This window comes from Shewanella sp. A22, assembly GCF_053850585.1.
Window position 1 is genome coordinate 21,017 of the sequence record NZ_JBSQBN010000023.1, and the last position, 21,707, is coordinate 42,723.

Annotated in this window: 20 protein-coding genes; 12 read left to right on the forward strand and 8 right to left on the reverse strand. The window is 39.6% G+C overall.

Annotation, left to right across the window (positions count from 1 at the left end; all coding sequences use genetic code 11):
• Positions 1-147: 147 nt before the first annotated feature.
• The 3 genes from ACWXWT_RS06360 to ACWXWT_RS06370 are packed head-to-tail and all read right to left on the reverse strand — an operon-like array spanning position 148 to position 3,126.
• Entirely contained in the window at positions 148-732 is a 585-nt protein-coding gene (locus ACWXWT_RS06360) for a TlpA family protein disulfide reductase (RefSeq protein WP_456040777.1), read from the reverse strand.
• Positions 725-1,162: a cytochrome c-type biogenesis protein gene (locus ACWXWT_RS06365; protein WP_456040778.1), complete on the reverse strand. Its 438-nt coding sequence runs from the start codon at positions 1,160-1,162 to the stop codon at positions 725-727. Before ACWXWT_RS06365 ends, ACWXWT_RS06360 begins: the two co-directional genes overlap by 8 nt.
• The gene (locus ACWXWT_RS06370; protein WP_456040779.1) at positions 1,159-3,126 is read right to left on the reverse strand and encodes a heme lyase CcmF/NrfE family subunit; all 1,968 of its coding nucleotides are present in this window, start codon (positions 3,124-3,126) and stop codon (positions 1,159-1,161) included. The genes ACWXWT_RS06365 and ACWXWT_RS06370 overlap by 4 nt, the downstream gene beginning before the upstream one ends.
• A 465-nt stretch (positions 3,127-3,591) precedes the next feature.
• Here ACWXWT_RS06370 and ACWXWT_RS06375 point away from each other — a divergent pair, with 465 nt between their 5' ends.
• The 11 genes from ACWXWT_RS06375 to ACWXWT_RS06425 all read left to right on the forward strand — a co-directional run bounded on the left by ACWXWT_RS06375 (position 3,592) and on the right by ACWXWT_RS06425 (position 14,685).
• Complete coding sequence (locus ACWXWT_RS06375) at positions 3,592-5,616, forward strand: cytochrome C (protein ID WP_456040780.1); 2,025 nt, start codon at positions 3,592-3,594, stop codon at positions 5,614-5,616.
• Between the two features lie 86 nt (positions 5,617-5,702).
• Positions 5,703-6,134, forward strand: coding sequence for a rhodanese-like domain-containing protein (locus ACWXWT_RS06380; protein ID WP_456040781.1), 432 nt, complete (start codon positions 5,703-5,705; stop codon positions 6,132-6,134).
• A 69-nt stretch (positions 6,135-6,203) separates the two neighbouring features.
• Positions 6,204-6,989, forward strand: coding sequence for an FKBP-type peptidyl-prolyl cis-trans isomerase (locus ACWXWT_RS06385; RefSeq protein WP_456040782.1), 786 nt, complete (start codon positions 6,204-6,206; stop codon positions 6,987-6,989).
• A 45-nt stretch (positions 6,990-7,034) separates the two neighbouring features.
• The gene (locus ACWXWT_RS06390; protein WP_456040783.1) at positions 7,035-7,775 is read left to right on the forward strand and encodes a tetratricopeptide repeat protein; all 741 of its coding nucleotides are present in this window, start codon (positions 7,035-7,037) and stop codon (positions 7,773-7,775) included.
• A gap of 69 nt (positions 7,776-7,844) precedes the next feature.
• Positions 7,845-8,552, forward strand: coding sequence for a 4Fe-4S dicluster domain-containing protein (locus tag ACWXWT_RS06395; protein WP_456040784.1), 708 nt, complete (start codon positions 7,845-7,847; stop codon positions 8,550-8,552).
• Position 8,553: 1 nt separating this feature from the next.
• The gene (nrfD, locus tag ACWXWT_RS06400) at positions 8,554-9,501 is read left to right on the forward strand and encodes an NrfD/PsrC family molybdoenzyme membrane anchor subunit (RefSeq protein WP_456040785.1); all 948 of its coding nucleotides are present in this window, start codon (positions 8,554-8,556) and stop codon (positions 9,499-9,501) included.
• A 94-nt stretch (positions 9,502-9,595) separates the two neighbouring features.
• On the forward strand, positions 9,596-10,111 hold the full coding sequence (locus ACWXWT_RS06405; RefSeq protein ID WP_456040786.1) for a nitrous oxide reductase accessory protein NosL: 516 nt from the start codon (positions 9,596-9,598) through the stop codon (positions 10,109-10,111).
• Positions 10,112-10,189: 78 nt separating this feature from the next.
• Complete coding sequence (nosD, locus tag ACWXWT_RS06410) at positions 10,190-11,461, forward strand: nitrous oxide reductase family maturation protein NosD (RefSeq protein WP_456040787.1); 1,272 nt, start codon at positions 10,190-10,192, stop codon at positions 11,459-11,461.
• Positions 11,462-11,474: 13 nt separating this feature from the next.
• A complete protein-coding gene (locus tag ACWXWT_RS06415; protein WP_456040788.1) occupies positions 11,475-12,377 on the forward strand; it encodes an ABC transporter ATP-binding protein in 903 nt (300 codons plus the stop codon).
• Positions 12,378-12,386: 9 nt separating this feature from the next.
• Positions 12,387-13,238, forward strand: coding sequence for an ABC transporter permease (locus tag ACWXWT_RS06420; RefSeq protein ID WP_456040789.1), 852 nt, complete (start codon positions 12,387-12,389; stop codon positions 13,236-13,238).
• 169 nt (positions 13,239-13,407) lie between these two features.
• Positions 13,408-14,685 (forward strand): winged helix-turn-helix domain-containing protein, encoded by a 1,278-nt coding sequence (locus tag ACWXWT_RS06425; RefSeq protein WP_456040790.1) that lies wholly within the window; start codon positions 13,408-13,410, stop codon positions 14,683-14,685.
• Between the two features lie 181 nt (positions 14,686-14,866).
• On the opposite strand, the gene fre is transcribed toward ACWXWT_RS06425, so the two are convergent.
• Positions 14,867-15,565, reverse strand: coding sequence for an NAD(P)H-flavin reductase (fre, locus tag ACWXWT_RS06430; protein WP_456040791.1), 699 nt, complete (start codon positions 15,563-15,565; stop codon positions 14,867-14,869).
• Between the two features lie 77 nt (positions 15,566-15,642).
• Positions 15,643-17,124 (reverse strand): 4-hydroxy-3-polyprenylbenzoate decarboxylase, encoded by a 1,482-nt coding sequence (ubiD, locus tag ACWXWT_RS06435; RefSeq protein WP_456040792.1) that lies wholly within the window; start codon positions 17,122-17,124, stop codon positions 15,643-15,645.
• A 157-nt stretch (positions 17,125-17,281) separates the two neighbouring features.
• On the opposite strand from ubiD, the gene ACWXWT_RS06440 reads away from it, so the two are divergent.
• On the forward strand, positions 17,282-17,869 hold the full coding sequence (locus ACWXWT_RS06440) for a hypothetical protein (protein ID WP_456040793.1): 588 nt from the start codon (positions 17,282-17,284) through the stop codon (positions 17,867-17,869).
• On the opposite strand, the gene ACWXWT_RS06445 is transcribed toward ACWXWT_RS06440, so the two are convergent.
• The 3 genes from ACWXWT_RS06445 to ACWXWT_RS06455 all read right to left on the reverse strand — a co-directional run bounded on the left by ACWXWT_RS06445 (position 17,860) and on the right by ACWXWT_RS06455 (position 21,299).
• Positions 17,860-19,158, reverse strand: coding sequence for a diguanylate cyclase domain-containing protein (locus ACWXWT_RS06445; protein ID WP_456040794.1), 1,299 nt, complete (start codon positions 19,156-19,158; stop codon positions 17,860-17,862). The genes ACWXWT_RS06440 and ACWXWT_RS06445 overlap by 10 nt on opposite strands.
• A gap of 3 nt (positions 19,159-19,161) precedes the next feature.
• Complete coding sequence (locus tag ACWXWT_RS06450) at positions 19,162-20,157, reverse strand: ABC transporter substrate-binding protein (protein ID WP_456040795.1); 996 nt, start codon at positions 20,155-20,157, stop codon at positions 19,162-19,164.
• 812 nt (positions 20,158-20,969) lie between these two features.
• Positions 20,970-21,299 (reverse strand): hypothetical protein, encoded by a 330-nt coding sequence (locus tag ACWXWT_RS06455; RefSeq protein WP_456040796.1) that lies wholly within the window; start codon positions 21,297-21,299, stop codon positions 20,970-20,972.
• Positions 21,300-21,707 lie beyond the last annotated feature (408 nt).

The following is a 21,707-nucleotide window of genomic DNA, read 5'->3' on the forward strand; positions in this document are numbered from 1 at the left end:
TAGGAAATGGAAAACTGGTGATAATGGTAATGAATAAAGGCGGGTTCTACAAGCATAACGGCGACCTTCGATCGCCGTTATTAATATGACATAACTCTAGCACTGTTGGAATTGAACCCTCGCTGAACATGGTCTCGAGCGATACAATTACCGTTTGGCATACTTAACAATAAGTCCGTCTAAAAAAGGCTGTATACCCTCGTCGGTCCAATCAATATAACCCCGAACAAAACCAACCAGATTACCCTTCCCATCCAAAATGAAGCTGGCGGGAATTAAATCTGCAGGCATGATGTAGTCGATGTTTTTTTCAGGGTCTAGCCATGTCTCATAACCTGTAATACCGTGTTCTTTAAAGAAAGGGGCAATTGCATTGGTATCTTCATCGATAGATATGGGTAAAAGGACAAAATCTTTATCTTTATTGCGTTGCTGTATCTCCTGCATAGCTGGTATTTCTTTAGCGCAGGGGGCGCACCATGTTGCCCACAAATTTACCATGACTAATTTGCCGTGATATTGCTGCAAATCTACTTTATTTCTCTGTTGATCCATAAAGTGTATATCAGCAATTTTTCTAGCATGATGCAGTTCAACAAAGCGCGACATTATCAACGGTTTTTCTATAGGATCACCAGTTTTATATACTCTAACATCCACCGCTGACGCAGACGTATTTAAATGAATACTGGCGGTAAGGATTAACAGTGTTAAAGAAAGCAATTTATTCATAATTTTTCTCGTCTATTTCAGAGTGTTTGTTAGCTGATTGCCGTTTGTGTTGTGTCATTACCCAGCAAATACCGCCGACAATGGATAGCATAATTAACATAAAAGGTATAAGCCATAACGCTAATGTGCCGCTATTGATGCTTGGGTTGTAACGGATCCTTTCACCAAAGCGAGCCACCATAAAGTCAATGATTTGCTGTTTAGATTGACCTTCATCTAATTGTTTAAAAATATGGCCTTTCAACTCATTTGCAATTTGTGTTTGTGAATCAAAAAGACTGCGGTTATCAGAAGAAGGGCAGCGAAGTTCTTGGGCAATTTCAAAACCCAATTTTCGCTTTTCTTCTGGGTTATACATTGCGGTATTAGCAAGTACTGACGGAATGAACACACACAGTAATATTGTTATCATCATGACTCTTAAATTCATGAGATGGGGTCCTGTAAAGTGAAAGTCGATGGTGCGGTATTTAACGATGTGGAGAGTTGTCGATGGTGGCTTGTTAATACGATAAAAATACCACCAAACATCATTAATATTGCACCAATCCAAAGCCAACTCACCATCGGTTTATAGCTGATACGGATTAAGTATTCAGTCTCATTTAACTTGGCACCCATTGATACATATAAATCTTGAAACGGCGTAGAGTAAACGCTAGCGGCAGTGGTTTGCATACCATTCGTTTTAAAAGTTTGACGTTGAGGATAAACATAACCCACGGTTTTTTCGTTTAAATCCATAATACGGATATTGGCTTGTAGAGCATCAAAGCTTGTTGTCGATATCTGCTGGGTTTGCTCAAATACAAAGATATATCCAGCCAACGCCCTGCCTTGGCCAGGCCCCATACTTAGGACTTCTTCTTGTTCAAAATGAGAGACAACAGTACCCGCAAGAATTGCTATTGCAATGCCAAAGTGCGCTAAGCACATGCCAAAAAAGCGGTATGATTGAGTGTTTTTTGTTTTGCTTTTAAGGTGTTGATAAAGCGCGAGGCAAGTACAAGCCATAATCCATATTGTGGCCAGTAATCCAAAGCAAAACCATGCATTAGTACGCTCTGAATTGATGCTGATAAGTATCACTAATGCAACACAAACCAATAGTAAAATCAGTGGACGTTTTAGGCTGGGTAATTTTTCTTGTTGCCAACTTATTAAAGGTGCTAATCCCATTAGGAAACTCAGCATGAAAATAATGGGCACAAAAATACTGTTGAAATAAGGTGTCCCGACTGAGATTGTGTTGTGAGTTATGACGTTATAAATAATTGGATAGTAGCTGCCTAGTAGCACCGACAGTCCGGCTACCACTAACAATAGATTACCAAGTAATATAAGTGTGTTTTTGGAAAAGGGATTGAAGCTGTCTGTTGCAGTAATATAAGCACTACGGCTAGCAAATAACGCTAACGCTCCCCCCGATAACACCACAAGCAGAAAGAGAATTGACATACCACGGGTAGGATCAGCAGCAAAAGCATGTACGGATTGTACAACGCCAGAACGAACGATAAAGGTGCCAAGTAAGCTAAGTGAAAAAGCCAATATCGCTAAGAATAACGTGAATCTTTTACATTGTCCTAAGCGTTGAGTCACGGTTACTGAATGTACTAAAGCGGTTGACACCAGCCATGGAATAAATGAAGCATTTTCTACAGGATCCCAAAACCACCACCCCCCCCAGCCAAGTTCGTTATAAGCCCACCAAGAACCAAATGCATTGCCACCGGTTAGAAACACCCATGCCATAATGGCCCAAGGGCGCATATATTGTGCTTGTTGTTGGGTGAATTGTTTTCCGAGCAAAGCAGAAACTGAACTTGCAAAGCAAACCGTTAAGCCGACATAACCGAGGAACAACAGCGGCGGGTGAATAATTAAACCGATGTTTTGTAATATCGGATTTAAGTCTCTGCCTTCAATTGGAAAGTCAGGTAAAAGCCTCACAAAGGGGTTTGATGTAAAAATGATAAATAAACTAAACCCCAAAATGACCAAGGCTAATACCGATATGATACGGACAAAAAAAGCCTCATTATTCTCTGTCTTTCTATTGGCGATTAAGGCCGTCCAAAATGCAATAGCACTGACCCAAAAAAGCATTGATCCTTCATGGCTTCCCCAAACAGCGGCAATTTTATAGAAGGTGGCCAGTTGAGTATTAGAGTGGTTTGCCACATAAGCAACAGAGAAGTCATTAAAAATAAAACTAAGGGTTAGGCAGGTAACTGCAGCCGAGAAAGCTAATAACATCATATTACTTAATGGACGGTAATAGCTGATTAAATATCGGTTTTTTTTATATAACCCTAATAATGGAATGGTGGCCAATAATAATGAAAGGCTTGTGGCTATTATTATCAGAAAATGTCCAATTTCTGGGATCATCTTATTTATACCTAATTATATTAATGATGTTGGGTGTTAGTTTTTACTCATAGGTTTTGGCCTGTTGAGTCGCTAAAGTTGATAGTTAAAAAAATTAATTAATAAAGTAAAATAAACCTTATATTTGTTGGACTCTATTTTCTGTGAGGCTGATCTTGTTAGTATTTCAATTATTTAAAGAGGATGTTTTTTTATATTAATAAATATATTTTTAGTTTTTTTTATAACTAAAAAAAGCGTGTTTTTATATAAAAAATAATCTGAGTCGAACTTTAAGTTATTGTAAGTATTGGATTTGTGTTGTTTTATGTTTTGTTATTTGTGAGTCGTTTTTCTATGTGATCTTGCGCATGGTTAGTCCCGTTTTTGCCTTTAGAATGTCTCTTGCTCAAATTAATTATATCGTTCGCTGAACTGCCAGGTTTAGCGGAGAAAAATAGAGTAATGATGATGAGGAGTGGGACAATGAAACAGGGTAAATACAAGCTGGCTGCACTCAGCGTGCTGCTTTGTCTTGGCGCTGTAGGTACTGTTAATGCAGGCGGAAAGGCAACAAGTGAAAAGTCGATGGGGCATACCGCATTAGAAGTAATTGAACATTCTAATGGTGTTGAAAAAACTAAAGGTGTTAAAACGCTACAAGATTATATTGTTCAGGAAAAAGAATTATTTGATTTCCTTTTTCAAAATCACCCTTTATTTAAATATCATGAAGAAGGTAATTTAATTGGTGAGTACCATGTAAGTGACCGGGGTGAAGAATATCTCGATACTGGTAACAGCCCTGTATATAGTGAAATGGTAGGCCGCCCAAGTGCGGTTCAATATCGTTTAGGTGCGAAATCCATTCTCGATTATCCGAATAAGTTTGTGGGTCCAGAAAAATGTGGTGAATGTCATGCTGTTCAATATGAAGCATGGAGTCGTTCTCGTCATGCGAAAACAGTTCGGTTCCCTGGTGAGCATCCAGAAGTGGACAATGATCTTAAAAAACCAATGTACGGTACTAAAGACACGTCCATTCTCGCTGATGGTATTACCCCAGATGCTATTTATGCAACAATCGGTACACCTCGCACTAAATACGGTTTTATTGACAGCTATCTTGTTCGTGGTACATACCATATTCGTGATGGTTTACTTATTGAAGGCACCGGTAAAATGGTTGCTGGTGGTAACCAATTTTCACGTGGTTGGGCTGAATGGTTAACCCCAGCCATGGCGGCAAAAATCAATGCTGTTATCCCAGAGTTTCCTGCCACTAACGACGGTAAAGCTTTTGGCGCAAGTGGTTCTCATCAAATAGGCATGAGCTCATACGGCGCTAAATACGAAAAAGAAATGCTGTTCCAGCCAGCAAGTTCTTATTGTGAAGTGTGCCATAGCTTCAAGTTTGATTTCCAATCTAAAGATGAATACTTTGCCGCCTTAGGCGACCCTAAAACACTACAAGAACATACTATTTCTAGAGGCATTGCCTGTGAAGAGTGTCATGGTGCTGGTGGTCATTTAGACGGGGGGAATGGCGGTGGAATGCCTTCTAACTGTGAGCGTTGCCATCAACGTTTTAATTTTGTACCTGATTTAGCTAAAACAGAGAAAGGTCAAGAAAAGTTAGAATATGCATTTGGTGTGAAAATGAAGTCCTCATGTCCATCATGTGGAACCGAAGGTTCACAAATGTTCGCGTCTATGCACTATGAAAAAGGCATGCGTTGTTCTACTTGTCATGATCCACATGAAGTCACAAGCAACGATTGGAAATCGGGTTATACCAAACCAAAAATGAAGACAGAGTGTACGGATTGTCATGCTGCACAAGCTGAAATCGTAGAGAACACTAAGTCTCATAGCGAACAAACCTGTACTAGTTGTCATATGCCGAACATGGGGAGCTGTGAAAACTTTACTGCTATGCAGTTCCCTGACCAAGCTGGCTTCGATGCGGTACGTAAGTCTCATATGTGGAAGATTGAAATAGATCCAACGAATAAGACTCTTAACCCGCCTGAAGGTGAACCTCGTGTATCAAGTACTAAAGGTTGGACTGTTGCTAAAAATGCAAATGGTAATAACTACTTAGACTTAATGTGGTCATGTGCTCGCACTTCAATCTCAGATGATAACGTTGTTAATGGCAAAGGTTGTCATAGTCAGTTCCAATCTGAACTTGATCCAAGCTTACATTACGAAGATCAACAAGAGATTTATGGTGAAGTGATGAAGTGGCAAACACCGATTAAAGACACCTACGCGCAGGTTGTGGTTGCGCTCGATGGTATCGATAAACTGCTAGAAGTCACTAAGTTATCTGTTGAAGCTAAATCACAAGTGTTGCTACTTACTGATAAAGCTCAAGATGCTGTAACGCTTCTTAAGAAAGACGGCTCTTGGGGGGTACATGGTGCTCGCTATAGCCAAAAACGTATCGATGCTGCGATGACGTATGTCACTCAGGCTCAAGCAATTATCAATAAAAACAGTATATAAATCAATAATGGCTTCCCGCAACAGCGGGAAGCCATTTACCGATATTCCGGCATTACTGTGATGACAAGATATGTAGAGAGAATGCAATGAAAAAACGACTTAGTACCATTTTGATTTCAGTATCGTTGTTAATCGTAATGAACACACCAGTATTCGCTGGCGGCGGCGGAGAGATGACTCTTGCTCCAGTGTATGACATTCAGCTTAACCCGATTTCAATGCGTGAGGCTGAGTCGTTAATAGGCAAAGAGGGTGTTTATTTTTTTGATGTAAACACGATGGAGTTATGGGCAGAAGGATACATTCCGGGTGCCATTTATTTCAACGTTAAAAATTGGAAAAAACTACTTCCAAAAAATAAAGATGCCGTAATGATTTTCTACTGTGCAAATCCTTTATGCACTTCCAGCGCAATGGCAGCCAGAGAAACGGTGAAAATCGGTTATACCGGCGTTAGGCATATGAGTGAGGGCATTTATGGGTGGCGCTTATCGGGTAGGCCAACAGAGAAACCATAACCTTTTATTTCAGATTAATAGCTATTGGTAATTTACTGATAGGTGAACTCAATAATGTGAGAATACTTTATGAAAAATCTTAACAAAAGTGCGTTAACCATTGCGACGTGTATTTCGTTAGTGCTATCAGCTAGCAGTGTTGCGAGTGATGGTTTGGAGAATGATGTTGAAAAACAGTCTTATAGTATAGGCGCTTCGGTAGGTAATTATTTATCAAACCAAATTTTTAATCAAACAGAGTTAGGTGCAAAAGTCGACGTTCAAGACGTTATTGATGGGGTGATTGATGCGTTAAAAGATCAGCAAAAAATAACTGATGAGGACGTCATCACTTACTTGAATGAGCGAAGTGAATTACTGAATGTATTAAACACTCAAAAAGTTGAAAAAATGGTGTTAGCCAGTCGTAAGGCTAGCGAAAATTATTTGGCGAAAAACAAAGATAAATCAGGTGTAAAAGTGACAGGCACTGGTTTGCAATATGAAGTGTTAGTCCTTGGTGATGGTATTAAACCTAAGGCTGAAGATGTAGTGACAGTTAAATACAAAGGTTCATTGATTGATGGAACTGTCTTTGAAGAAACCACTGAGCCTGTGCGTTTTGCATTGTTAACGGCAATTGACGGTTGGGAAGAAGGTTTGCGTCTTATGCCTGTTGGTTCAACTTTTCGATTCACCATTCCATCAGCGTTGGCTTACGGCGCAAAAGGGGCGGGTAATATTCCAGGTGAAACAGCTTTAGTGTTTGAGGTTGAATTAGTTCTGTCCGAAAAACCAAGTGAAAAATCCAAAGGAATGGGACTGAGTGGTATGGGAATGGAAGGCATGATGAATCACGCAATGGCGGGTAAATAGCCCCAGTTAATGTAACAACTTATTCAATTAAAAGAAGAGACACTTATGAATATTCTGGCCTTAGGTATTGCAATATGTCTGAGTATATTTATCGGACTCTTCTGGCTTCATCACAGTGCATACAACCGTAATTTGAGCCGTACTGTGGTGAAAAATAATAGCAGAGTGACTAAAGGGGTTAGCAAGGCTGTCAACGTTGAACTTGATGAGTTCAATGGTCTTGCTACCGCTTATTATCCTTTTGGGATGTCAGTCATCGTGTTGATCTTTTCGATATCAATTTATGCCAGTGGAGGACATTTTCAAGGTTGGGACAAAGGTAGAGTTGATGACAATGTGGATTATCTTGTTGCTGCCAACATCACGAAAGGACGGAGGCAAGTTGAGCAACAACCACAAGATGAAATGGCACTTATGGCGTTAGCGCAGTCTTATGCCGAAGGTGGCTTATATGCTAGCTCGGTCGACACGTTAACCCAGCTTATTTCTTTGGTTGGCAACGACGCTGAACTCTTAGGGATGAAAGCAACATCAATGTATTACCGTGATGCTCGCACATTCGGGCCTGAAACAAAGCATGTGATTGATACCGCTTTGTCTATCCAAAATGACGAACTTCATACTCGAATGCTACTTGCAACAAACGCTTACTTAAATGGTCAGTATGCAATAGCCATCAAGCATTGGCGGATTTTACTAACAAACCAATCTCAACCTTTTAATCGACAATCTATTACTAATGCAATTATAAAAGCCGAATTTCAATTGGACGAAGTGAATCGATAATTTCGTCATTTGAATTTACAGCCGAACCAATAAATACCTGTCAGTCAAGGCTGATATAGGGAGGGTGTTGTGAGTGAGAATATAGAGAGACGGAGGTTTCTAAAAGGTGTTGGTGCTGCTTCTTTAATTTGGGGTCCGATGGGTTGTACCTCAGTTGAAGATGACAGTTCTAATACGAATAAGCCTCATTATGTCATGGTGTTTGATCAAAACAAATGTACTGGCTGTGGAGAGTGCAAGCTGGCTTGTAATACAGCAAACAGCTTACCTGTGGGTAAGTCAAAGTGTTTGATGGAGCATCAATCGGGTGGAGTAGAAGGTAAAGCTTGCCCACACTGTGGTAAAGACAAATGTAACTGCGAACGCAAGTTTGTACGTGTTTCTTGTCAGCAGTGTAAAAATGCACCATGTGTCAGTGTATGCCCAACGGGTGCTGCGCATAGAGATCCTAAAACTGGGATTGTGACTATGGATAAGAGTAAGTGTGCCGGTTGTAAATATTGTATTGGCGCCTGTCCTTATAATGCTCGTTTCATCAATGAAGATACTAATGTCGCTGATCACTGTGATTTTTGCTTAAGTAGCAAGTTATCAAAAGGCGAGTTACCAGCATGTGTACAGCAATGTAAATATGACGCATTGATTTTTGGTGATATTAACGATCCAAATTCATATGTGAATAAATTATTGGCAGTCAAAGACTCGGTTCGTATGAAACCTCAGTTTGGTACTGAGCCGAGTTTACGTTACATACCAGTCGTTAAATTGGGGGTATAAGATGGACGGTTCAATGGAGTTCACCATGGGGTTATCCCAAGGGATAGCGTGGCCATGGCCTATTGCAGTGTACTTATTTCTAGCAGGGATCTCTGGCGGAGCTTTAGTTGTTGCGTTAGCGATTCGGTTTATTAAAGGCCAAACCGCTAACACACCTTTGTATAAGTCTGCCGCATTAATTTCGTTTGTTACGATAAGTTTAGGTATGTTATGTCTAGTGCTAGATTTAACTAACCCTCTGTTCTTCTGGCGTATTTTGGTGTTTTATAATTTCACCTCAGTAATGTCGCTTGGTGTTATCGCACTTTGTGCTTATATCCCATTAACTGCGGTGTTGTGTCTTTATGCCTTTGAAGATGACATAAAAGCTATTAAGGGGTTAAGGGGACTATTACCACTTATTAGTATGTTGAAGCCAATTCGACGTCCATTAGAATTATTAACGTTGATTCTTGCTATGTCGGTTTGTGCATATACAGGCTTCTTAATTTCAGCACTCATTCGTTTCCCATTGATCAATACTGCTGTGTTACCTGCATTATTTATCGTATCAGGAGTTTCTGCGGGTGCAGCTGCATCAAAAATGGTGTCGGTTTTAGTGTTCAAAGAAGACTTACACAGTAGTGAGTTAACGCTGTTACACGGTGCTGAATGGCCGATCATGATTACTGAAATTTTATTTATTGTGATGATAGCCATGTCGCTTGCGACGGGTAATGAAGGTGCGCAATCTGCATTTTCTGCTTTTACTAGTGGTGTATGGGCTAACTTGTTCTGGGTTGGGGTTATTGGGGTTGGTTTTTTAGGCCCCATCTTACTTAACTTTGCCACAGGTAAAACCTTTAGCCATTCAGCCAAAGCGTTTTACTTATCGGGCGTATGTGTCATTAGTGGCATGATGTGTCTACGTTTGTTCATCTTATATGCGGGGCAAACTTACGGTATTTAATCAGTTTTGAGGGCTGCCCTTTACTAATTGACTCCCCCGGTGCTTTAAGGGGGAGCTCTATCAATGTGATTGTTTACTGTTAAGTGTGAATTATATGAATAGAATTTATTTTTTACTGTTGTTTATACCAATGTTATTTGCTTGTGGCCCACAACATGATGGGCTAACAATGCATGACTCTCAGGCTATTGACGATCATGACCGTTGTCATATGTGTGGCATGATGATCACAAAATACCCTGGTCCTAAAGGTGAGGTATTTTTAAAAGATAGTGATGTAATCCCCAAGTTTTGCTCAACTAGAGACATGTTCAATTTTATTTTACAACCAGAGAATCAAAGACAAGTAAGTCAAGTTTATGTACATGATATGGCAAAAACATCATGGGAGATGCCTAATGATGACTCCTTTATTGATGGAACAAAGGCTTGGTATGTTTATGGTTCGAATCGTAAAGGTGTTATGGGGCCTTCAGTTGGCGCATTTAGTAGTGCTGATGCAGCGCAACATTTTGCGAATGAATTTGGTGGTGCAGTGTTGGCATATGATGAGATTTCACTTGAAGTATTAGGTGAAGGAATGTCGCACGAAAAAGGCATGAATCATTAATGATCGTCTCAAATAAAGCGGCTTTTTATAAGGTCACTTTCATTGTGTACGATAAGGTTTGAATAGAGTGGTATGACAATGAGATTTACGATTTTGTTATCTATTTTTTTGGCCATACTCACTCTGCCAAGTACTGCAGCTGAAATACCGGTGAAAGATCCACTAGGCTTACAACTGAAAATTCAGCAAGCGCATTCTTATGACACATTAGTCTTGCATCGCGCTGTTTATCAGGGGCAATTCATCATAGATAAACCGCTCAGTATTATTGGTAAGCCCGGCGCAGAAATCGACGCATTAGGTTTAGGCAGCGCAATAACGATAGCAAGCTCAGATGTTAAGCTGCGATCGTTAAAAATTGTCAATTGGGGGGCAGACCAATATGCGCTAAATGCCGCAATATTAATTAACGACGACATTAGCAATGTGTTGATTGAAAATAACGAATTACTGGGGCCAAGCTTTGGTATTCGAGCCGATAATGGTGATTTTTTATCAATTAAAAACAATGTGATTACTGGAAGCAGCCAAGGACATATTTTAGACAGAGGTGATGGTATTCACTTAAAGCGGGTCGATAATGCCATCATTCAATTCAACGAGATTAAACATGTTAGGGATGGCATTTATCTTGAGTCAGGTAAGTATAGTTTGGTGAGCGGTAATGACTTTGTTAACCAGCAATATGGCTTGCACTATATGTATACCGCTCATGATGAAGCATTTAATAATTATGCAAAAGATGTTGATGGTGGTTTTGCACTAATGAGTTCTGAGAAAATCAACTTACATCATAATCTAGTTGAATCAGCTCAAAGTTTTGGCGTGTTACTGAATATGACTAATCACTCCGAAGTATCTGCAAACCGAGTCAATAACATTGTTAATTCACACGCGAAAGTTGCGGGAGGTGAAGGCCGTGGCATGTTTATTTACGGTGCACGTGATAATGCCGTGTTTGGTAATGATTTTTCTAATAGTGAGGTGGGTATTTATATGGCGATGGGCGGTGAAGGTAATAAGATTTACCGTAATCAATTTATAAATAACCAGATTCAGGTTAAATATGTTGGTGAAAGCCTTGTCGAGTGGAGTTATGAGCGTCAGGGGAATTATTGGAGTAGTTTTATTGGTTGGGATCTGACGGGCAATGGTATTAGTGAGCAGGTTTACCAGCCAAGTGATCAGTTAGATCGTTTGTATTGGCTTTATCCAGAGGCGCAATTTCTATTAAAAAGTCCAGTCGCGCAGCTACTTCGGTGGACACAACAACAATTTAATATTATGCCTGAAGCCGGGGTCATCGACAGTTTCCCTATGATGAACCCATCCCAAGCGGATGAATTTTAAAGGTAATCATTATATGCAAGATACCCCAGCAATTTTAGTCACTCATTTAGTTAAACAATACCGCGACTTTTTGGCCGTTGATGATATTAGTTTCACTGTTAATGCTGGCGAAACATTGGCTTTACTCGGTCATAACGGTGCAGGTAAATCTAGTTTAATCAAAATGTTGCTTGGAATTGTTCCTGCCACTTCTGGTGAGATTTCGATGTTAGGAAAGGTGCTTAAACATGAAAAGCACCACCGGAAAATTAACTTGGGTTATTTACCTGAAAATATTTCGCTTTACGAAAAGTTAACCGGAAAAGAAGTACTGGAATATTTTGCTTCATTGAAAGGCGTTGCTAAAAATCAGGTGGTTAGGGTGCTTGAAGACTTTGGTTTGGGGCAAGCGCAAAATAAGCCTGTTAGAACCTATTCTAAAGGCATGAAACAACGCTTAGGCTTTGCACAGGCCATTTTGTCTGCGCCTGATGTTTTATTACTTGATGAGCCTACAGTAGGGCTTGATCCTCAAGCGTCGTTATTTATGTATCAAAAAATTGCCGAACTTAAACGACAAGGCTGCGCTATTGTTGTATGCACTCATGAGCTTGCCGTGGTTGAAGATAATATCGATCGGGCATTTATTATGGCTAATGGTAAAAAGCTAGCAAGTGGTCGGTTAGAGGAATTACGTCAGGCCGCAGATCTTAAGGTGCATTTTACTGGAGTTGATATCCTTGATGCCATTGCCCATGACGATTTTTTATCAAGGTTGGCAATTAATAATCAGTTATGGGTTCATCAAGTGGATAAGCCGAGGATTATTAAGTACCTCACATCGCATAGTGGAGCTTATAATTTTTCAATTGAAGAACCTGATTTAAGTGATATTTATCATCACTTCATGAAGCTTCATCAACATATAGCGGCATAAGGGGCAGTGATGTTTACAGCGGTTCTTGCCATTGCACTAAAAGAAATAAAAGATAACTTCCGCAATCGATGGTTTTTGTTTATTGGTTTAATGCTGACATGTTTATCACTGCTTATCACTTTTGCGGGTTCCGCCGTTTCAGGTGAATTAATTGTGGCTGATTTACCATTACTCATGGCCAGTTTGAGTTCAATGTGCGTGTATATTTTACCATTGACTGCAATATTATTGAGTTACGATAGCTTTATTGGTGAAGAAGAATCAGGCACTTTGTTACTACTATTATCTTATCCTGTTACACGTCTACACATCTTATTCGGTAAGTTACTCGGCCATCTTTGGGTGCTCAGTTGTACAATAGGTTTTGCTTTTTCTCTGACCGCTATTTCTGTTTGGACGTTGACGGCCTTCCCGATACAAGACGTTGTCGTGGCTTTTATTCACTTAATATTGAGCAGTATATTGCTGACGTTATGCTTTGTGTTGTTGGGCTATATAGTGAGTTTGCTGGTGGTTGAGAAAGCCAAAGCGATAGCGGTGCTGTTATTTATGTGGGTAATGATTGTGCTGGTATACGATCTTGTTTTACTCACCTTCATGGTGGCTGATTTACAAGGCGTTTCAAATACAGTTTTTCAAGTATTAATTTTACTCAATCCTAGCGATTTATTTAGGGCCATTATGAGTGGTGTCGTATTACCAGACATATTATCTCAAGGTGATGTGGTGCAACACAGAGGCAGTACTAGCATGTTAAGTATTGCTCAGATGCCAATCGCAGGGCTTTATTGTGGATTACTATTATGGGTGTCGCTTCTATTGATAGTGGGGCAGCAAATATTTAGTCGTAAATGCCTATAAGAACATTTCATTTTGAAGGTGTCATCGAATCAATGTAAACATAAGTTATTGTAATAAAGTAATTTAAATGTATCAGATTGAGTTTGTTATCACATTATAATATTGTTTTTAACGGTATCATTTTGTAACAATTAAATTGGTCTCATGTTAATTATTTTAGGTGCATACGGTGTTAAAAATTACTCATTATTTATCACTTGATACTTCAGCCAAACAACTGATTAATCATCTAAACCATGAGAAAATTCCGCTCACTTTTTCCGAATATGCTGTCCTCACCAAACTGCTTGATTTTGATTGTAAAATTTACACCAAAGAAGAATTGTTAGAAGCTGGTTGGCCTGACAGAGTCGTTGCACCAACGTCACTCACCCAATGCATTAGTACTTTAAGACGTAAATTAGAACCCTTTCAAGAAATTCAACTAAAAGCGGTCGCAAGGCGTGGTTATCAGCTCCATATCAGTGAGCAAAGCCATGTAAAAGTTGTTTCTCTGAGTGACAGTGACACGATCCGCGCCGCTTTTTTTGACGTGAGCTTGTTGGTTAAAATTGCTGGTGCATTGGTTTTGCTTGGGATACTCATTATTTTTTGGTATGGCTGTGAATACCACCAAGTGCTGAAAAATACATCGCAATGGAAAAGTGATAAAGAAATTGAGCTCAATATTGGTGGTATTCGTGAAAGTGCGAAAGTGTTCTATAAAAATGACACGGATCAGTTGCATGAATCTAAATGGCAGAAGCACATTGCACCAAAAACAAATCGACTTCACGGTTTAAAGGGGTTTAGCGGTTTTGCGCTGACGAATGGCCGTTCTTATTCATTTGCGACTTGTCCTGGATATGCTTTGAATGATTGTGATGGCCAAGGCATTATTAATATCACTATGTTAACCCCTGAACCCGCAGGAATTAACATGGAAAGTTTTATCCCATTATCTAAAAAAATGGAGACTCGAATTCGTTATAATCGGGTGCTTATTCCAGAAGGGGATGTCGGAGATATTGTCGAGCATCATTACCATGCAGATGTATATTTTCCTATCGCGGGGCAAAAGCTCATACGCGCTGATTTAAGCATTTCATTAGTGTATCAAGGTGAAAATACTGGCCAGATATACACCACGACATGCATTACTGATGAAGACTGTATAACGACACCGATCAAATTAAAAACCCGTGGGACATTTAATCAATATCAACAATCAATTGGCGATGTAGATGTCGATGTGTTTTTTACCAAGATCGATCAAAAAGAATTCATTAAGCCCGAGCATGTGACCGAATCGGCAATGCGTTTTTATCGTGAAGTGAAACGCATGGATATTCAAGAGGAAGAGCTTGTCTTTTTTAGGGTTCATACCACTGAAAATACAGCAGTATGGATTATGCCATTCATGGGCGATTTAGTTGCGTGGAGTCGTTATGAAAGAGTGCAGTTTTAATATGCTATACCAATGTCATTAGTTATTTCATTTCTGTTGAATGACCAAATAATTATTGGAATTGGTATTAGGCTGCTATCGATTAACAATAATAAAAAATCGGATGAAAGATTATCATCCGATTTATAGTTTGGTCAGTTTAGCCAACTAGCCAGTAAATGTAGTATTACACTCTATGTGTTTACTTAATAAATGCGAATGCATCACCATATAAATGGTCTTCTTCAACACCAAGTTCGCGGAACAGCTCACGAGCAGCACCAACCATGTCAAAGCGACCCGCAATATAAATGTCATAACCGTTTAAGCTGACAAAATCCTGCTTAATTTGTTCGAGTAAATTAGCTTGTTTACCTGTCCATTTATCATCTGCAAGTTCAATTACAGGAATAAATTCTAACCATGAGTAGTCGTCGTTCCATTGACGAGCAATATCTTGATAATACATGGCTTCTTGGTTGCGACAGCCCCAATATAATTTAGTACTTACGGTTTCACCGTTAGCTATTTGTGCTTCAACAATACTTTTTATGTATGAGAAACCTGTACCGCCGGCAATTAAGATACGTGGCTTATGACTCTCACTTCGAAGATACGCGTCGCCTGCTGGCGCTTCGATATCGATATAACTTGAGGTTTGTAGGCGTTCCACAACTTGCATTGGATAGCTTTCGCTGACCGCTGCACCAATGTGTAATTCAATTAAGGCAGCATTTGGGGCTGAAGCGATAGAGAAAGGACGTTTGTCTTTTTCACCCATGACCACAGATAAGTACTGGCCTGCTTTAAAATCGAAAGCTGCTTCGGGTTTAAGGAACACCTGATACACAGCGTCATTAAACGGGGTGATTTTTTCAATCTGACAACGAATGGTTTTCATCTAACGTCCTTTAAGGCCTTTTTTATTTTTATCAATGAGTTAAATAGAGCGACTTGCGCCTAATTAGATCATTGTGATTATAATGTTGGTATATCGTCTATGCCGAGATCATCCCAGATTTGATCGACTTTTTGTTTAACTTCAGGGTCCATTACAATAGGGGTTCCCCATTCTCGTGTGGTTTCACCTGGCCATTTATTAGTGGCATCTAAGCCCATTTTTGAGCCTAAACCGGCAACAGGCGAGGCAAAGTCTAGGTAGTCGATAGGGGTGTTATCAACCATCATGGTATCGCGAATAGGATCCATTCGAGTGGTAATGGCCCAAATAACATCTTGCCAATCACGACAATTAACATCCTCATCAACGACAACGATAAATTTGGTATACATGAACTGACGTAAGAATGACCAAGCACCCATCATGACGCGCTTAGCATGGCCGGGATATTGCTTACGAATTGAAATCACTGCCATGCGATAAGAACAGCCTTCTGGTGGCAGGTAAAAATCAATAATTTCTGGGTACTGCTTACGTAAAATAGGCACAAATACTTCGTTTAACGCCACCCCCAACATTGCTGGTTCATCGGGTGGACGGCCGGTATAGGTACTATGGTATATGGCGTCTTTACGATGAGTTAAATGCGTGACGGTAAATACTGGAAATGAGTCGGTTTCGTTATAGTAACCGGTGTGATCGCCATATGGGCCTTCTACTGCGGTTTCGTCAGGGTCTATATAGCCTTCAAGGATAATTTCGCTGGTGGCTGGTACTTCCAGATCGCAGCTAATCGCTTTACAGACTTCAGTGCGCTCACCGCGCAATAAGCCAGCAAAAGCATATTCACTCATTGAATCAGGTACGGGAGTGACTGCACCTAAAATGGTCACAGGATCGCTACCTAATGCAACCACGACAGGATAACGCTCACCTGGATTAAGCTGTTTAAAATCTTTAAAATCTAAAGCGCCGCCACGGTGATCAAGCCAGCGCATAATAAGTTTATTTTTGCCTAATAATTGTTGGCGATAAATACCTAAGTTTTGTCTTTTCTGACGAGGTCCTTTGGTGATTGTTAATCCCCAAGTCACTAAGGGAGCAACATCTCCAGGCCAACAATGTTGGATTGGCAATGAGGTCAAGTCAACTTCATCGCCGGTTTTAACTACTTGCTGACAAGGTGCATTGCGCACTGTTTTAGGCGGCATATTCAATGCCTGTTTAAACATGGGGATTTTAGCTATGGCGTCTTTAAAGCCGCTAGGTGGTTCTGGTTCTTTTAAAAATGCGAGTAACTCACCAACTTCACGTAGTGCCATTGGGTCGTCTTTACCCAAGGCCATCGCAACACGCTTAGGTGTGCCAAACAGGTTTACAAGTACAGGCATAGTATTATTGGTTGGATTTTCAAATAGCAAAGCGGGGCCACCTGATCGTAAAACACGATCAGCGATCTCCGTCATTTCTAAGTGAGGATCAACAGGGTGTTTAATGCGCTTTAATTCGCCATTTACTTCTAAATGATCGATGAAGCTGCGTAAATCTTTAAAACTCATGCTTACCGCCTGTAAATCAAATCCAAACCGTTATGAGGCGCACTATAGCATTTTTCTAATATAGGGTTAAGCCATTTGATAGACCTATATTGTTGATATCGACTTTGGCCTTGCTTAGCGTAAACTGATGTTTGAATACCATGTTGTGGGGTGACTTATGCGGATAAATAAACAGTGCGCTTTATTATCAATTCTAGGGCTTGGCGGGATTACGGGCTTAACGATGGTGAGTTTTGCTAATGCTCAGCCACCATTATCTATTCCGTCTTCTCATCGTGTTTCTCATTCTGTTGGCTCACAACATAATCATCATCGTCAACATAATACTTATTATCGAAATATCGATCCTTGGCGTTGGGGAGTCAGTTGGGATCAAGGCTGGGGAGTTAATCAGCGTTGGGGGCCAAGCATTGGGTTTAGTTGGAGCAATAGTCACAACTGGCGATATGGCTTGGCATGGGGAAATAATGATTATCGTAGACGTCGTTATGGTTTTTATCCTTATCAAAGTCAGTTGGGTACAGAGTACCGGCCACGGCAAGTTGAGCTTGTTGACACTGTTGTGGTTGCACCGCCACAGCGTACTACAACCAGTATTCAATATGCTCCGGGTTTACGTCATTTACCTGAAAATGCCAAAGTCATTCAACGTGACAACGGTACTGTTTATGAATGGCAAGGTGTCGAATATTATTTTGATTGGAACACTCAAACCTATAAAGTGGTTAAAGCAGATCAGCCATGATAGTAACAAAACTCAATGCTATTATCGGCTTTAGCTTGATACATCGCGGTATCTGCAGCGCTGATAAGCTCTCGGCTATTTAGGCCGTTTTTAGGTAATAAACTAATGCCGATGCTCGCTCCAACCTGCAAGGTGTGTTGCTCGATAATTATAGGTTGTTTAATTGTGGCTAATAATTGATGTATTTTTTGTTCAATATCAATAGGTTCACTGAGCATATCGAGCCAAACAATAAACTCATCTCCACCTAATCGGCCTAGAATGTCGGTAGACCGTAAATTTTTCATCAAACGTCTTGCTATGGTAATAATCACTTCATCACCAATGCTGTGACCTAAGGTATCGTTAATATTTTTAAATTTATTAAGGTCAATAAATAATAATGCGGCTTGATTGATTCCGCGTAAATCCCTGGCAATGGCAGAATCAATTTTCTTAATAAATGCTCGACGATTGTAAATACCGGTTAGATCGTCATGTTCGGCTAGGAAGATGAGCTTGTCTTGCTGTTCAAACAGTTTGCGGGTTTGGCTATCAACTTCTTGTTTCAATTTTTCTTTTTTGATGGTTATTTGAGCAAGTGATTGTTTCATCTTATTAAAATTGTCAGCCAGTGCCGATAACTCATCGGTATCATTGAAGTTAATTTTACTGGTTAAATCTCCTGCCGCCAACGCTTCCATACCTTGGTTGAGCGAAGTGAATCCTTTTTTAAATCGAATCAGTGTCATAAAAGACCAAGCTGTAACCAGAATCGCTAATATGAGCAGCACGACTCCCACTAAATATAATAATGTTTGTTGTTTTTGACTTGCTTGTTTAATGGATAATTGATGAAGATGAAACATTTCTTCGGTCATTTCTTCAATGAGCATACTGTATTTCGCATTAAACAATCGTTCAGCAGTAAGTGTTGACGAAACATCGACTTGCTTATTGTAGAAACTATTTTGGGTATTAATTAATGCTCTGATATTAGTATTAAATCGATTTAAATTAGCAATTATCTGTTTTTGCTCTGTAGCCCAGTTTATCTCTTCAGAAAGAGCTTTGGCCAATTCGCCTTGGCTATTGTTGAGTGCGGATAACCCTTTATCATCGGTATATTCTTGGTAAAGCCATAGCTGACTTCGCAAACTATCTATGCTGATTTGTAGTTTCATTGAATAATTAAGTTGGCGATATATTTTTTGCTGATAATGATGAATTTGTATCAATGATAAACCAACAATGAGTGTAAGCAGTGAGCAAAGTGAGGCAGTGAGTTTAAGGCGTTTGGATAGCATCATAACTTACCATCCAGCCTCTAGATTCATGAATGTTTCAAGCAGCTGTCGATCGACTATTTGCCTAAAATCTAAGCCGCTCTCTTCGGCCACCAATTGGTTGTCGATGGCCCATTGGCTTTGAGTTTGGATATTTGAAAAGAATGCATTACTGAGAGAGAGTCTAAAAGTATAATCATTCCAGGAGTAATGCAGCTGTGAAGGATCAATACGTAAAGTATTACTGATTTGTGCTTGAGCCTGTTCAGAGTGGTTGTGAATAAATTCTGTCGCATCGTTAATGGCTTTGAGTAAAGCTAATTTTTCTTTTGTTGATAAAGACGTCTCTTTAAGTTCGATTAGATTAAAGGACAAGAGATTTAAACCTCGACTATTAATCACTTGTGGGTTTAAGGGCATTTGTTGTGTTAATAAATAGCCGAATGGTTCCCATGCTGAAATCATATCGACTTCATTTTGCAATAAAGCTGGAATGAGCTGATCTGCACGTAAATATATGCGTTCAATCGGCTCTTTAGTTTTGTTATACATAATCAGTAAACTATCGAAAAAAAACTCACTAGCACTACTTTTTACTATTCCTACACGAGTGTGCGCGAGATTATTTAGCTGATGATATTTCTGCGGGGTTAAGCTCAGTAGTTTGAGATCATTATCTGATTCGACAAAGCTCGCCAAAACGGAAAATTTTGTTGGTTTAAAGCTATTGAACATTACAACGGTTTCTGAAGACGTTGCCAGATCAACTTGATTATTCTTAAGCGCTTCAAAGCATTTTACCCCGCTATCGAATCTCACTAACTCAACATTTAAACCATTTTTTGAAAAATAATTTTGCTGTTGTGCAATAAAAAAGGGTGATGAAAGTGGGGTGTCTGATACCGCTATTTTGATGGGATCTTTTTGAGCGGACACGACAAGTGATTGGCTTGCTCCAAGATCACAACTGGCAACGCTGATTACCATAAAAGCCAAGAGAAAAATGTTCAACACTTTGATCATAAAATACTTCAATAAAGAATTTAATAATATCAAGTGTAGTGAACGTATATTTTTTTGGATGAAAAATTAGAAAAAAAACGCATGTTTTAATCGTATTCATTAATAATCATAGTACGAAGGTATGACAACTGACGAAACTAATCTATGGAAGGGTGAGTATCAATTGAAGCCCAATGGGATTGGATGAGTGTTTACCCATTTAGATGATGTTATCTTTTTCAGATTCTATTGACGGTAATTGAATGAGTAAGGGGTAAATCTCTGCCAATATTTTTTCTGCTGCGTGAATGATAATTGGTTTATTGAAAGTGTTAATAACGCGATATGTTGTGGCGCTATAAGTTCAAGAGTGTTGGCTATTTTCATAAAAGTATTTATGGCATTCATATTGTTGTGGCTGACTTCTTCCATTAGCCTGCAGTAATACCAATCCGCATTAGAATTTGCTCTTTTAGCGAAAATTATCAGTGAGGTATTCAAGGCAGCCTTTTGAAGACCTAGTCATTCTCGGCAACTGCTCCTGCGTTGCTCTACCTCCAGCATCCATGCAGTCGTCGGCAACTGCTCCTGCGTTGCTCTACCTCCAGCATCCATGCAGTCGTCGGCAACTGCTCCTGCGTTGCTCTACCTCCAGCATCCATGCAGTCGTACGTTAAGAAAGGCTAACAAAGAGGACCACGCTGATAAATTCGCCCTTCGGGGCGGTGTCACAACCCCCATTACGGCTTCAAATGACTTTGATGTAGAGGACTACACCTACAGCCATTTTCATTGTACTGGGCCTAGTGACGCAGCCTAAAATAGATCCTATTTTAATCAGGATTGGTATAAATCATCAAAAATGTGTTGTTAATTTCTAGCCGTGGCATATCTACATGTTCGCTTTGCGCTTTTAAGCTTGCTTTTAACATTGGAATGAATGTTGTTAGAGCGAGAGTGGCGTTGAGTTTTTCTAATAGTAGCTCAACAAATTGGCTAAATTCAGCTGGTGAGTAATGTATTAATTGGTTTTCATTCTCTTTGGTATAGCACGCTAATTCAGTAAACCCCAATGTTGCTGCAGAGGTTTTTAACGTATGAAGCATGAGTGACAGATTGCTCGGGATTAATGGCGTTGTCATGGTTTGCTTGATGTAACGCATTAACTCATCAGTAAACAATTGAAGAGCATTTAAGTATTTGGATGTATTGCCATTAAAATTAATCAAGACTCGCTGGTATTCAATTTTATGTTGTAAGTAAAATCGGATTGTTTTTTTGATTATCTTCTGACCCCATCGCTTCAATGGACTGACTGTTTTTAGCCATAATGTTAACTGTCCATAGTATGATGCAAAGTCCTGCTTGAGATAAATATCTCAACAAAATTGTTATTGTTTTATGATGCTAACGACATCTTAAAATCAATATTATATTGAGTAACTTATACCAATCCCATTAAATATCTGGTCAGTTCAGAGTCTCTCAGGTTTTTCAATTCAAGGCACATTGATGTAGAAATGGTTGTTGCCTTTTAAATCGATGTAACACAGAAGTGGAATACCTGAGAG